Genomic DNA, 13,383 nt, shown 5'->3' on the forward strand with positions numbered 1-13,383 from the left:
TTCGGTAACGGCAGGACGTCCTGCTGGACGTGACGTCGGTGGTGCGCTAGGCGATTTGTCCGACCCGCTCCGCGCCCCAGGGACCGTACACCCGCTCGCTGTTCTCGGACACGTGCCGGCACAGCGTCGGCACGTCGAGGTTGAGCACGGCGGCCATGGCCCGGACGGTCACGGGGACGAGGAACGAGGCGTTGGTGGCGCCCCGGTGCGGGACGGGCGCGAGGTAGGGCGCGTCGGTCTCGACGAGGATCCGGTCGAGCGGGACGGCGCTCAGGGCATCGCGCAGGTTGCGGGCGTTCTTGAACGTCACGGTGCCCGCGAAGCTGAGGTAGTAGCCGCGGTCGGCACACTCCCTCGCCATCGCCAGGTCGCCGGAGAAGCAGTGCAGCACCGTGTGGGCGGGAGCGCCCTCCTCCTCAAGGATGCGCAGGACGTCGGCATGGGCGTCACGGTCGTGGATCTGCAGGGCCTTGCCGAGCCGCTTCGCGAGGTCGATGTGCCAGCGGAAGCCGTCCTGCTGGACGGGGACACCCTCGGGCCCGGTGCGGAAGTAGTCGAGGCCGGTCTCACCGATGACGCGGATCCGGTCGTGCGCGGCGGAACGCTCGACCTCGGCGTAGGCCGCCTCCAGCTCGCCGGCGGCAGCCAGCCGAGGAACCTCGTTGGGGTGCAAGGCGATTCCCCCGACGAGCTCGTCATGGGCAGCGATCGCGTCCATGGTGAAACGGATGCCGTCGAGGTCGCAGCCGACCTGCACGAGGCGGGTCACCCCGACGGCGCGCGCCGCCTTGATCGCGTCGGCGACGTCGAACGGCTCGTCACCCTCGCGCGTGATGTCGAGGTGCACGTGGTTGTCGACGACGTCGATGGGCAGCGGGTCCGGCAGGGTCTCCGGCAGGCCCCGCTGCCCCGACGCGGCGGGGCTCATGCGCCCGGGGCCTCGTCGGCCGGTACGGACGACTCGGGACGGGACTCGGCAGCCGGTTGGACCGACCCCTTGGGCTTGGCCATCTTCGGCGCGGCGAGGGGGTCTGTGTGGTGCCGCGTCCCGCCCGGGCCGGCATCGCCGAGGCGCGACCGCTCGTCCTCGATGACCTGCTCCGGGTCGAGCTTGACGAAGACACCCGACGGCTTCGCGATCGGCGTCCCGACGACGACGGGCCGCGACTCCCACCGCGGCGTCGAGGAGTACTCACCCGTGATGACGGGGTAGCTGCGGGTGTCGTCGTCGAGGTCGCGCACGACCTCGAGACGGGGCATCGGCATGAACTCTCCCTCGCCCCCGAGGACGGCGTGGACGCGGTTCGCCGCATGGGGCAGGAAGGGTGAGATGAGCGTATTGACATCTGAGACGGCCTGGGCGAGCGTGTGCAGCACGGTCGCGAGCCGCTCGCGCTCGTCGTCGCCCTTGAGCTTGAACGGCTCGGTCCTGCTGACGTATGCGTTGGCCTCGCCGACGACGCGCATGACCTCGCCGAGGGCGGCCTTCTGGCGGTGCCGCTCGAGGGAGGCGCCGACGGTCGCGAACGCCCCCCGCACGGTGGCGAGCAGCTCCTCGTCGACGGGCTCGACGGCATACGGCTGCGGGATCTCGCCGAAGCTCTTGGCGATCATGGCCGCGGTGCGGTTGACGAGGTTGCCCCAGCCGGCGACGAGCTCACTGTTGTTGCGCTGGACGAACTCGGCCCAGCTGAAGTCGGCGTCCTGGTTCTCGGGCCCCGCCGCGCAGATGAAGTAGCGGATCGGGTCCGGACCGTAGCGCGCGACGATGTCCTGGACGTAGATGACGTGCTTGCGTGACGTCGAGAACTGCTTGCCCTCGAGCGTCATGAACTCGCTCGCCACGACCTCGGTGGGCAGGTTGAGGGTGCCGTACCCACCCGGCTCGCCCCCCTTGTCGCCGCGACCGGCGTAGCCGAGCAGCTCGGCCGGCCAGATCTGGCTGTGGAAGGTGATGTTGTCCTTGCCCTGGAAGTAGTAGGACACGGCCGACGGGTCGTTCCACCACTCGCGCCAGCGCTCGGGCTCGCCGACGCGCCGTGCCCACTCGATCGACGCGGACAGGTAGCCGATGACGGCGTCGAACCACACGTAGAGGCGCTTGCTGGGGTTGTCCTCCCAGCCCTCGAGCGGGATGGGGATGCCCCAGTCGATGTCGCGGGTCATGGCGCGCGGCCGGACGTCCTTGAGGAGGTTCTTGCTGAACTTGATGACGTTGGGCCGCCACGTGCCCGACGCCTCACGCCCGTCGAGCCACTCCCCGAGCGCGCCGGCGAGGGCGGGCAGGTCGAGGAAGAAGTGCTGGGTCTCGATGAACTCCGGCGTCTCGCCGTTGATCTTGCTGCGGGGGTTGATCAGCTCGTCGGCGTCGAGCTGGTTGCCGCAGTTGTCGCACTGGTCGCCGCGGGCCTCCGGGAAGGAGCAGATGGGGCAGGTGCCCTCGATGTAGCGGTCGGGCAGCGTGCGGCCCGTCGACGGGCTGATCGCGCCGCGCGTCGTCTGCTCGACCATGTAGCCGTTGGCATGGACCTGGCGGAACATCTCCTGCACGACGGCGTAGTGGTTGCGCGTCGTCGTGCGGGTGAAGAGGTCGTAGGACAGGCCGAGGTCGGTGAGGTCCTGGGCGATGACGGCGTTGTACTTGTCGACGAGCTGCTGCGGGCTCAGCCCCTCCTCCTCGGCGAGGACGAGGATCGGTGTGCCGTGCTCGTCGGTGCCGCTCACCATGAGGACGTCGTGGCCCGCCATCCGCATGTACCTGCTGAAGACGTCGGAGGGCACACCGAAACCGGCCACGTGGCCGATGTGGCGCGGGCCGTTGGTGTACGGCCAGGCGACGGCAGACAGGACATTGCTCATGCCGTGAATCCTAGGCGGGCGGCGGTGGCGGCCGCGCGCGCGTCCCCGCCGGCGCACGCCTGCCAAGGAGGCACACGGCATACGCCCCGTCGAGAGGGCCGCAGCGGTAGGACTGGAGGATGACTGGTCATGTTGCACGCGCGAAGGTCACCGTCGACGCCACGCCGCAGCAGGTGTGGCACGCGCTCACCGACCCGGACTCCGTCCGGCGGTGGATGGTGGGGACCGAGGTGAGCTCCGACTGGCAGGTCGGCAACCCGATCACGTGGCAGGGCGAGATGGACGGCACGCCCTACCGCGACACGGGGGAGGTGCTCGAGGCCGACGCCCCCCGCCGCCTCTCCGTGACGCACTACAGCCCGCTCATGGGCAAGGAGGACCGACCCGAGAACTACCACACGGTGACCTACGCGCTCGGGGCCGACGGCGACGCGGGACCGACGACCGTGACCCTGGAGCAGGACGGCAACGACTCGCAGGAGCAGGCTGACCAGTTCGGGCAGCACTGGCAGTCGATGCTCGACGCCCTCAAGGCGACCGCCGAGTCGACCTGACCCCGGAGCCCGGGCCCGTCGAACCCGTTGCCCGGGAAGGCGACCGGCGCCGCCCCCGGTCGGGGCGGCGCCGGTCGGCGTGGTCGTGCCGGGCTCAGCCCAGGCGCGCCTCGAGCGAGATCGGGACGGCCTTGAGAGCCTGGCTCACGGGGCAGTTCGCCTTGGCGTCCTCGGCCGCGGCCTGGAAGTCCTCGGCCGAGAGACCCGGCACGTCGGCGACGACGCTGAGCGCGATCGCGGTGATGCCCGTGCCGGGCACGAACGTGACGTTGGCCGTCGTGTCGAGGGTGGTCGGCGGGGTACCGGCCTGGGCCAGGCCGTTGGACAGCGCCATGGAGTAGCACGAGGAGTGCGCGGCGGCGATGAGTTCCTCGGGGCTCGTCTTCCCGTTGGACGACTCCGCCCGCGAGGGCCAGTTGACGTCGTAGGTGCCGATGCCCGAGCTCTCGAGGCTGACCTGTCCGGAGCCCTCGAAGAGGGAGCCCTCCCAGTGCGTGCTGGCGGTGCGGGTGGTTGCCATGCCGTGCTCCTTCGGTGTGCTGTCGACGGGGCCGGACGGGCGCCGGCCTCCGCAGTGGGAACCACAGCAGCCATACCCGGTGTTCCCCGCCGCGGCCGGCGTTCACCTGACGAGATGCGCGGCCCCGCTCCCGGGGGGCGCACCAAGCGAGGTCAGCGGGCGGCGAGCGCCGCGTCGTAGAGCGCCTTCTTGGACAGCCCGGTGCGCGACGCGACGTCGGCCGCGACGTCCTTGAGCCGCTCCCCCGCGTCGACCCGAGTGCGTATACCGGCAACGGCCTCCTCGAGGGAGGGCACCACCCGCTCGGCTCCCGCCACGACGACCGTGATCTCGCCCTTGACGCCGTCCTGCGCCCAGGCGACGAGCTCCTCGAGCGTGCCGCGCCTGACCTCCTCGTAGGTCTTCGTCAGCTCCCGGCACACGGCGGCGCGTCGCTCGGGCCCGAAGGCGTCCCGCATGGCGGCCAGGGTCTCAGCGAGTCGGTGCGGGGCCTCGAAGAAGACGATGGTGCGGCGCTCGTCCCCGACCTCGGCGAGGACCTTGGCACGCTCCCCCGGCTTGCGCGGGAGGAAGCCGTCGAAGCAGAAGCGGTCGACCGGCAGGCCCGAGACCGCGAGCGCCATGAGGACGGCGCTCGGCCCGGGGACGCACGTCACGCGTACGCCCGCCTCGACGGCGGCGGCGACGAGACGGTAGCCCGGGTCGGACACGGACGGCATACCGGCGTCGGTGACGACGACGACCCGCTCGCCGGCGACGAGGCGGGCGACGAGGTCCGGGGTGCGGGCCGCCTCGTTGTGCTCGTGGTAGCTGACGACCGACCCGGCGGGCGTGACCGCGAGGTCGGCGAGCAGGCGACGGAGGCGGCGCGTGTCCTCGGCCGCGACGACGTCGGCCGTCGCCAGCTCGTGCGCGAGCCGCGGCGCCGCGTCCCGTGGGTCGCCGATCGGGGTGGCCGCGAGGACGAGGGTTCCGGTGCTCATGACGTCATCCTCCCAGCGGACGCGTGCCCTCGAGCCTCGCGTCCGGGTCGCCCGGTCCGAGTCACCCCGGCCGGGTGAGGTGGCCACGTGCTCCCGAGCAGCACCCTGAGGACATCGACACGACCCGGGAGAGCCCGTGACAGATCATCCGGACGCCGAGCAGCCGGCGACGCCCCCGCCTGCGACGGCGACCACGGAGGACGCCCCCGTCGCGGCGCGGGCGCGGGCCAGATGGCTCGATGATCGGGGTCAACACGGCCATCGCGACGGCGCCGAACAGCGAGGGCGTCGGTGGCGGTGGCAGCGTCGGGGTGGGCTTCGCGATCCCGATGACCGTGGCCGTGCCGGTGGCCGACTCACTCATCTCCACGGGCCGCGCCGGGCACCCCGACCTGGGCCTCAGCGCCCAGGCCACCATCGTCCCCAGCCCGGGGTCGACCCCCGGAGGGCTCTACGTCACGGCGGTGTCACCCGGGGGTCCGGCAGCGCAGGCCGGGATCTCGCCGGGCGACATCGTCGTCGAGGTCGACGGGGAGCCGGCGACGTCGGTCGAGCAGCTCGTCCTGGTGACCCTGAGGCACCGGGCCGGCGACCGCGTGCCGTTCGTGCTGTGGCGGGCCGGGGCCCGCGTGGAGGTCTCGGTGACGCTCGGGGCCGCTCCGTGACCGGCCCTGAGACCGGCCCTGAGACCGCTCCCGCAAGGGCCTGCGGGACGCTCCGCCGCCGATGAGCGGCGTCCCCATGCTGGAACGCGACACACGCCGGAAACCTCGACGCGGTACGACTGGACCATGACCGACCACGGCCACACCACGACCGAGCAGCTCCTCGAGGCCGACCGACGCGAGCCGGACGCCGCGACGTTCGCCTCCGGGGTCTCCTCGGCGCAGCAGCATGCAGCCCTCCGCGCCTCCGTGCGCCAGCTGGGCACCCTGCTCGGCGAGGCGCTGACGCGGCACGAGGGTCCCGAGCTGCTCGCGCTCGTCGAGCAGGTGCGAGCGCTGGCCCGCGAGCCCGAGGACGACGACCTGCGCGCCCTGCTCGACGGCGTCGACGCACCGACCGCCGTCGTGCTCGCCCGGGCGTTCACCGCCTACTTCCAGCTCGTCAACGTCACCGAGCAGCTGCACCGCTGGCAGGAGCTCTCCGCCGTCGACGAGGCCCCGCTCGCCGGCACCGTGCGACGCATCGGCGAGGCGCTCGAGGCGGGCAGCCTCGAGCGGTCCGAGCTGGACGACGTCCTCGCCCGCCTCGAGTACCGCCCGGTCTTCACCGCGCACCCGACCGAGGCGACGCGCCGCACCGTGCTCAACCTGCTCCGGCGCATCGCGGTCACGGTCACCGAGCTCGAGGACCCGCGCCGGCCGTCGTCCGAGGGACCCCGTGCGGAGCGGCGACTCGCAGAGCTCGTCGACATGATGTGGCAGACCGACGAGCTGCGGATCGTGCGCCCGGAGCCCACCGACGAGGCCCGGACCGCCCTGCACACGCTGCGCTTCCTCGCCGACCAGGTGGTGCCCGACCTGCTCGCCGAGCTCGACCGGACGCTCGACGGCATCGGCGTGCAGCTCCCGACGTCCGCGCGCCCCCTGCGCTTCGGCGCGTGGGCCGGTGGCGACCGCGACGGCAACCCGAACGTCACCCCGGAGGTCACCCTCGAGGTCATCGGCCTCCAGCACGACGCCGGTCTCGCCGAGCTCGTCGAGAAGCTCGACCACATGCTCCACGAGCTGTCGTCCTCGACGCGGTTCGTCGACGTCACCGACGCCCTGAGGGACAGTCTCGAGCGCGACGCCGCAGCGCTGCCGGTGACCTACGACGCCGTCCGCCGCCTCAACGCCGAGGAGCCCTACCGGCTCAAGCTCAGCTTCGTCCGCGTGCGGCTGCTGCGCACCCGCGACCGGCTCGCGCACGGCACGGCGCACGAGCCGGGACGCGACTACGCGAGCTTCGACGAGCTGCTCGCTGACCTCGTGCTCATCCGCGAGTCGATGCTCGCGGGCGGTGACACGCTGACCGGCGACGGCGCCATCCTGCGCCTGATCCGCGGGGTCGTCGCGACCGGCACCGGCCTCGCCACGCTCGACATCCGCGAGCACAGCGCCAAGCACCACGCCGCCCTGGCCGACCTCTACGACCGCATCGGCGAGCTCGAGACCCCGTACGCCGAGCTCGACCACGCGGCGCGCATCGAGCTGCTGTCCCAGGAGATGGCGTCACGCCGTCCGCTGACGGGGGTCGGCCTCGGCGACGCCGGTGAGTCCGCGACGGCGTCGCTGTCGCTCATGGCCGCGATCCGCCGCGCCCTCGACACCTACGGCCCCGAGGCCGTCGAGACCTACATCGTGTCGATGACCCACGACGTCGACGACCTCTTCGCCGTCGTCGTCCTGGCCCGCGAGGCCGGCCTCGTCGACCTCGGCACCGACTCGGTGCCGGCGACCGCCCGCATCGGCTTCGCGCCGCTCTTCGAGACCGTGGCCGAGCTCGAGGCCGCCGGGCCGCTGCTCGAGGCCCTGCTGTCGGACCCGTCGTACCGCCGCGTCGTCGCGGCCCGCGGTGACGTGCAGGAGATCATGCTCGGCTACTCCGACTCGTCCAAGGACGCCGGCATCGCCGCGTCGCAGTGGCAGATCCACCGCGCGCAGCGGGCGCTGCGCGACGTCGCGCGCGAGCACGGTGTCGTGCTCCGGCTCTTCCACGGCCGCGGCGGCTCCGTCGGTCGTGGCGGCGGCCCGACGGGCGAGGCGATCCTGTCGCAGCCCTACGGCAGCCTCGACGGCCCGATCAAGATCACGGAGCAGGGCGAGGTCATCAGCGACAAGTACACGCTGCCGGGGCTGGCCCGGTTCAACCTCGAGACCGCGCTCGCGGCGGTCCTCGAGGCCTCGGTCCTGCACCGCAGGTCGCTGCTGCCCCGGGACGTCCTCGACGGCTGGAACGGGACGATGGACCTCGTCGCCGGCCGGGGCCAGGAGGCCTACCGGGGACTCGTGGGCGACTCGCGGCTGGTGCCCTTCTTCGTCTCGGCCACGCCCGTCGACGAGCTCGGCAAGATGAACATCGGCTCGCGGCCGGCCAAGCGGCCCGGTGGCGCGGGTGGCCTCGAGGACCTGCGCGCGATCCCCTGGGTCTTCGGCTGGACCCAGTCGCGGATCATCCTGCCGGGGTGGTTCGGGGTCGGGTCCGGCCTCGCGGCGGCCCGCGAGGACGGCCGCGGTCGCACGCTTCGCGAGATGTACGGCTCGTGGGCGTTCTTCCGGACCTTCCTGTCGAACGTCCAGATGACCCTGACCAAGAGCGACCTCGACATCGCGGCGGGCTACGTGCGCGCGCTCGTGCCCGACGACGTCTCGGGGATCTTCGACACCATCCGTGAGGAGCACGCACGCACCGTCGAGGAGGTGCTGCGCGTCACCGGGCAGACCGAGCTGCTCGAGTCGGCTCCGGTCCTGCGGCGCACCCTCGACCTGCGCGACAGCTACCTCGCGCCGCTGCACGCGCTGCAGACCTCGCTGCTCGCGCGGTCGCGTGCCGTGCCCGACGACGTCGAGCCCGACGCCGACGTGCAGCGGGCGCTCCTGCTGACGATCAACGGCATCGCGGCCGGGCTGCGCAACACCGGCTGACGGGGCGTGTGCCGCGTCGCCGGGCTAGGTGTACTGACCGGGGACGTTGGTCAACCGGTTGAAGGGCGGCTGGTTCCCGCAGGCCGAGTGGGGCCGGTGGTGATTGTAGGCGTGGAGCCAGGCGGGCAGGGCTGCTCGTCTGGCGGCTTCGCTGTCGTAGTGGCGGGCGTAGGCCCACCCGTCGGCCAGGGTGCGGTGGAAGCGCTCGATCTTGCCGTTGGTCTGGGGCCGGTACGGGCGCGTTCGCTTGGGCGTGATGCCCAGCTCGGCACAGGTCTCACGCCACAGGAACGAGCGGTACGCCGACCCGTTGTCCGACAGCACCCGTTCGACGGTGACGCCGCGCTCGTTGAACCAGGCGACCGCCCGGCCCAGGACGGCGGTGGCGGTGACGGCGGTCTCGTCGTCGTGGACCTCGGCGTATCCGACGCGGGAGTGGTCATCGACCACGGTGTGGACGAAGGCGTGTCCCATCTTCGGATCGCGGTGAGCGCTCTTGCCCTTGCCGGGAGTCGCAGCCCGGTTCCGGTCTCCTTGCTGACGGCCGACGTAGCGCCAGCCACCGCCGTCGGGGATGTTGCCGAGCTTCTTGACGTCCACGTGGATCATTGAGCCCGGGTGGGGGTGTTCGTAACGACGCACCGGCTCACTCGTGGCCCGGTCGACGTGGGCCAGCCGGTTGAGCCGGCACCGCACCAGGATCCGATGCGCCGTCGACGGGGCGATCCCGCAGCGCGCGGCCAGCTGGATCGGTCCTTCCCTCAGCCGAAGACGCAGGCTGACCAGGCGCTTGGTCACCGGTGCCGGGGTCTTGGACGGCATCGAGTGCGGCCGTGACGGGTGGTCCTGCATGGATCGGTCACCGGCGCGGTAGCGGTCCACCCACCGCTTCACCGTGGGCCAGGAGCACTGGAACCGGGCGGCGACCTCACTGATCGGGTAGCCGTCCTCGACGACGAGTCGGGCGACTTTAAGGCGGGCACGAGGAGTCAGCGCTGCGTTAGCGTGGGACACGGGAGGACCTTCCTGTCGAGTGAACCTTCAGCAGTTCCACTCAACCGCGGGAGGGTCCTCCCTTCGCGTCACGTCACACCGTGTCGTCACACCGACTCGACCAACCTGTCCGGTCAGTACAGCTAGGCCTCGACGCCACCTCCGGCGGCCCGGACCATCCGGGCGGCCTGCTCGCGCATGACGTCCCGCAGCTCGGGCGGGTCGAGCACGGTCAGCTCCCACGGCAACATGCCGAGGTGCATCGCCATCCAGCCGAGGTGGTTGCCCCCGGCCTCGAAGATGCACCGGGAGCGGCCGTCCGCGGTCACCGCGCCCACCGATGCGGGAATCTGCTTCTCCACCAACGCCTTCGGCGCCTCGATGCGCACGCGGCACACGTGGTCGTAGGGATCGCGCGAGATCGACCGGCGCACGTGCTCGGCCGCGTCGGGGGCGTCCTCGCGGGGCCGGAACCGCCAGCCCCGCGACTCGGCGCCCGCCATCCGGTCGAGTCGGAAGGTGCGCCAGTCCTCCCGGTCGAGGTCGTAGGCGAGCAGGTACCACCGCCGGCCGGTGGCGACGAGGCGGTAGGGCTCGACCCGGCGCTCGCCCGAACCCCGCGGGCCGGCATACGCGAAGGTGACCCGCTCGCTCTCACGGCACGCCCGCGCGAGGACGAGGAGCGTCCCGGCGTCGACGGGGGCGACGCCGCTGTCGAGGGTCACCGTGGCCTCGTGGATGGCCTCGACCTGGGAGCGCAGGCGGGCAGGGAGCACCTGGTCGAGCTTGGCCAGGGTGCGCACGGCCGCCTCGCCCAGCCCCTCGACGGTGCCGCCCGCGGCGAGCCGCAGGCACACCGCGATGGCGACGGCCTCGTCGTCGTCGAGCAGGAGCGGGGGCAGCCGCCGACCGGCACCGAGCTGGTAGCCGCCACCGGCGCCGTGGGCGGCGTTGACGGGGTAGCCGAGGTCGCGCAGCCGGTCGACGTCGCGCCGCACGCTGCGGGTCGTGACGCCGAGCCGCTCCGCGAGCTCGGTGCCGCTCCAGACCGGTCTGCTCTGGAGCAGGTCGAGCAGGCGGAGCACCCGGGCCGTCGTGCCGGTGCCGTCGCTGCTCGTGGACATGCATCGAGCATGACACGCACTGCGGACAGGATCTGTCCTATTTGACTGGGACGCTCGGTGCATGACATCGACACAGACCTCCATCGACTGGACCACCGCCCTCGTCGACCAGGCGGCCCGGCACTGGACGAACCAGCTGCGCCCCCGCTTCGAGGGGCTCACCGACGAGGAGTACCTCTGGGAGCCGACGCCGGGCGCCTGGAACGTCCACCCGCGCGGGCAGGGCTCGACGCAGATGCAGGGCGGCAGCGGCGCGTTCACCATCGACTTCGCGCTGCCCGAGCCCGTCCCCGCACCGGTGACGACCATCGCGTGGCGACTCGCCCACCTCGTCGTCGGGGTGCTCGGCGCGCGGGTGCACAGCCACTTCGGCGGTCCTGCGGTCGACTACCTCTCCTTCGACTACGCCGGGACCGCCGACGAGGCCCTGGCCCAGCTCGACGCGGCCTTCGCGGCCTGGACCGCCGGCGCGAGGAGCTGGGACGAGGCCGCGCTCGCCGAGCCGTGCGGACCGAGCGAGGGCCCCTGGTCGGAGCACCCGCGCGCCGAGCTCGTCCTGCACATCAACCGCGAGCTCATCCACCACGGGGCCGAGATCGCCCTGCTCCGTGACCTCCACGCCCACCGCAACGACTGAGAGCGAGACCCTCATGGCAGCCCACGTCCCACCCGTCGCCGACGAGCGCGAGAGTCTCATCGCCTACCTCGACCAGCAGCGCGACGCCTTCGCCACCGTGTCCTTCGGCCTCACCGAGGACCAGATCCGCCTCGCCCCGACCGCCGGGACCCTCAGCATCGGTGGCCTCGTCAAGCACGTCACCACCTGCGAGCGCGGCTGGACCGAGCGGATGGCCGCAGCGCCCGCGACACCCGCGCCGCCCGACCGGTCCGTCGAGGAGCAGGCCACCGCCTGGGGCGACGACTTCCGCGTCACCGACGGCGACACCCTCGAGTCGCTGCTCGCCGCTCTCGCCGCACAGGGCGAGGTCACCCGCGGGGTCCTGCGCCATGCCGACCTCGGTGCGGCGGTGCCGGTGCCGCGCGACGCGCCGTGGTTCCCCCGCGACGTCGACGCGTGGTCCGTGCGCTGGGTCGCGATGCACCTCGTCGAGGAGCTCGCGCGGCACGCCGGCCACGCCGACATCGTCCGCGAGTCGATCGACGGGGCGACGATGTACGAGCTCGTGGCCGCCCGCGAGGGCTGGCCCGAGACCCCGTGGCTCACGCCATGGCGACCGGCCGGAGCCCCCACGGGCTGATGGCGCTCACCACGTCAAGCCTTGCAGGACAAAGGCGAAGGGCCCTTGGGAGTATGAGTCTCAAGGGCCCTTCTGGTGTGATCGGTCGATGTGACGCTCCCGATCCACGCCTCGTCGTCTCCGGTCCCGGCCGCCTCGTCACCCGGCTGCCGCGGTGGGTTGCCCCGCCGTGTGGACCCTCGTCTCCGAGTCGTCCCGCTCCTCCCGAAGGAAGGGCGTGAGAGATTTCTATCCCTGCCTGGGGTGGTCCGCAAGGGCTTTGGCGAAACTCCTCGACGGTCCACAGGACGTCGGCGTGTCGTCCACAGCCGACGCCTCCTTCTCCACACGACGCGAGCACCGGTGCACAGCTTGTGCACCGGTCCTGTGGACGACGCGGCTCATCCCCCGACGCCGTCGACCTCGGCGAGCACGGACCGCAGGAGCGCGGCCCCGACGGCCGCGGACCGAGCCCGCTCGCCGTCCCCGGCTGCGGCGTACGCCGTCACGGTGCGGCCGTCGGTCGGGACGGCCTCGGCGTTCTCGATGGCGGCCACCGCGGTGCGCAGCACGCTCACGGCCGTGCGGTCACGCTCACGCATCGCCGTCGTCAGGCGGGATCGCAGGGCCGAGCGGAGCATCGAGGTCATCCCGAGACCGTATGCCGTGGGCTGCACCGGGTGCCAAGGGTTTGGCGCGCGACCCTCAGGCAGCAGGCAGCAGACGGGCCCGCAGGAAGGCCACGACGGCCTCCACCGCGTCGGGGTGCCGGTGGTCCGTCAACGTGGCGTGCCCGGCGCCGGCGAGCTCGACCCGGATGAAGCCGTCACCGAGCACCCGCTCCAGCGTGTCGAACCGGGTGCCCGTGACCCAGTCGTGCCGGTAGCGCACCCCCAGCACCGGACACCCCTGCGCGACCCGATCGGCGACGGCGCGGAGGTCCTCCGGACTGAGGTTGACGTCGGCGGCCCGTCTCGCCCCGACCGGCAGCGGGGTGGCCGGCTGGGCCACCACCGGCGCCACGACGGCCGGGTCGACCATCATCGCGAGGGCGAAGCCCCCCGTCACGCACATCCCGACCACCCCGACACCGGGTCCACCCACCGTCGCGTGCACGGTGCGGGCCAGGCTGCGCAACCAGGCGGCGAGCGGCGCGGTGCGCCCGGCCGCGAACATCGTGAACTCGCGGGTGACGCACAGTCGCGGCACCACCCGCGCGGCCTCCCACGTGCGCGGCGGCGCGTGGGCGCTGCCGAAGAGGTGCGGCAGCACGACGGCGAAGCCGGCCCGGACGAGCTCGTCGCCGAAGTCGATGACCTCCGGCGTGAGTCCCGGGCTCTCGTGGATGACGATGACGCCCGGCCCGCTGCCCCTCCGGTAGACGGGATAGGCGCGTCCGTCCGCCTCGTGCCGGCCCGCCTCCCACTCCGCCAGCAGCGACATGCCAGTGACACTACGCCGACGCCCTGTCCCCCTCCCGCGA

General features: G+C 72.5%; 13 protein-coding genes. 5 read left to right on the forward strand and 8 right to left on the reverse strand.

Annotated features, from left to right (window positions below):
- Positions 1 to 46: 46 nt before the first annotated feature.
- Positions 47 to 928, reverse strand: coding sequence for a TatD family hydrolase (locus tag TAE01_RS14515; RefSeq protein WP_147067531.1), 882 nt, complete (start codon positions 926 to 928; stop codon positions 47 to 49).
- A complete protein-coding gene (gene metG / locus TAE01_RS14520; protein WP_246111370.1) occupies positions 925 to 2,859 on the reverse strand; it encodes a methionine--tRNA ligase in 1,935 nt (644 codons plus the stop codon). The genes TAE01_RS14515 and metG overlap by 4 nt, the downstream gene beginning before the upstream one ends.
- Before the next feature lie 119 nt (positions 2,860 to 2,978).
- Here metG and TAE01_RS14525 point away from each other — a divergent pair, with 119 nt between their 5' ends.
- On the forward strand, positions 2,979 to 3,413 hold the full coding sequence (locus tag TAE01_RS14525) for an SRPBCC domain-containing protein (protein WP_147067532.1): 435 nt from the start codon (positions 2,979 to 2,981) through the stop codon (positions 3,411 to 3,413).
- 94 nt (positions 3,414 to 3,507) lie between these two features.
- On the opposite strand, the gene TAE01_RS14530 is transcribed toward TAE01_RS14525, so the two are convergent.
- A complete protein-coding gene (locus tag TAE01_RS14530) occupies positions 3,508 to 3,933 on the reverse strand; it encodes an OsmC family protein (RefSeq protein WP_147067533.1) in 426 nt (141 codons plus the stop codon).
- Positions 3,934 to 4,085: 152 nt separating this feature from the next.
- Complete coding sequence (gene rsmI, locus TAE01_RS14535) at positions 4,086 to 4,916, reverse strand: 16S rRNA (cytidine(1402)-2'-O)-methyltransferase (protein ID WP_147067534.1); 831 nt, start codon at positions 4,914 to 4,916, stop codon at positions 4,086 to 4,088.
- A 239-nt stretch (positions 4,917 to 5,155) separates the two neighbouring features.
- Here rsmI and TAE01_RS14540 point away from each other — a divergent pair, with 239 nt between their 5' ends.
- Positions 5,156 to 5,581 carry a S1C family serine protease gene (locus TAE01_RS14540; RefSeq protein WP_147067535.1) on the forward strand — a complete coding sequence of 142 codons (426 nt, stop codon included), beginning with the start codon at positions 5,156 to 5,158 and terminating at the stop codon, positions 5,579 to 5,581.
- Between the two features lie 126 nt (positions 5,582 to 5,707).
- Positions 5,708 to 8,545 carry a phosphoenolpyruvate carboxylase gene (gene ppc, locus TAE01_RS14545; protein WP_147067536.1) on the forward strand — a complete coding sequence of 946 codons (2,838 nt, stop codon included), beginning with the start codon at positions 5,708 to 5,710 and terminating at the stop codon, positions 8,543 to 8,545.
- 24 nt (positions 8,546 to 8,569) lie between these two features.
- On the opposite strand, the gene TAE01_RS14550 is transcribed toward ppc, so the two are convergent.
- Together TAE01_RS14550 and TAE01_RS14555 are read right to left on the reverse strand one after the other, a co-directional pair.
- Positions 8,570 to 9,559: an IS481 family transposase gene (locus tag TAE01_RS14550; RefSeq protein ID WP_147067537.1), complete on the reverse strand. Its 990-nt coding sequence runs from the start codon at positions 9,557 to 9,559 to the stop codon at positions 8,570 to 8,572.
- A gap of 122 nt (positions 9,560 to 9,681) precedes the next feature.
- Positions 9,682 to 10,662 (reverse strand): helix-turn-helix transcriptional regulator, encoded by a 981-nt coding sequence (locus tag TAE01_RS14555; protein ID WP_186815220.1) that lies wholly within the window; start codon positions 10,660 to 10,662, stop codon positions 9,682 to 9,684.
- A 61-nt stretch (positions 10,663 to 10,723) separates the two neighbouring features.
- Here TAE01_RS14555 and TAE01_RS14560 point away from each other — a divergent pair, with 61 nt between their 5' ends.
- Together TAE01_RS14560 and TAE01_RS14565 are read left to right on the forward strand one after the other, a co-directional pair.
- The gene (locus TAE01_RS14560; protein ID WP_147067538.1) at positions 10,724 to 11,299 is read left to right on the forward strand and encodes a DinB family protein; all 576 of its coding nucleotides are present in this window, start codon (positions 10,724 to 10,726) and stop codon (positions 11,297 to 11,299) included.
- A gap of 13 nt (positions 11,300 to 11,312) precedes the next feature.
- Positions 11,313 to 11,921, forward strand: coding sequence for a DinB family protein (locus TAE01_RS14565; protein WP_147067539.1), 609 nt, complete (start codon positions 11,313 to 11,315; stop codon positions 11,919 to 11,921).
- Between the two features lie 380 nt (positions 11,922 to 12,301).
- On the opposite strand, the gene TAE01_RS14570 is transcribed toward TAE01_RS14565, so the two are convergent.
- Both TAE01_RS14570 and TAE01_RS14575 read right to left on the reverse strand, forming a co-directional pair.
- Entirely contained in the window at positions 12,302 to 12,550 is a 249-nt protein-coding gene (locus TAE01_RS14570) for a GatB/YqeY domain-containing protein (RefSeq protein ID WP_186815221.1), read from the reverse strand.
- A 55-nt stretch (positions 12,551 to 12,605) separates the two neighbouring features.
- Complete coding sequence (locus TAE01_RS14575) at positions 12,606 to 13,343, reverse strand: dienelactone hydrolase family protein (protein ID WP_147067540.1); 738 nt, start codon at positions 13,341 to 13,343, stop codon at positions 12,606 to 12,608.
- Between the last annotated feature and the right edge of the window lie 40 nt (positions 13,344 to 13,383).

Source organism: Terrabacter aerolatus, from assembly GCF_007991735.1.
In the GTDB taxonomy this organism is placed as follows: Bacteria; Actinomycetota; Actinomycetes; order Actinomycetales; family Dermatophilaceae; genus Terrabacter; species Terrabacter aerolatus.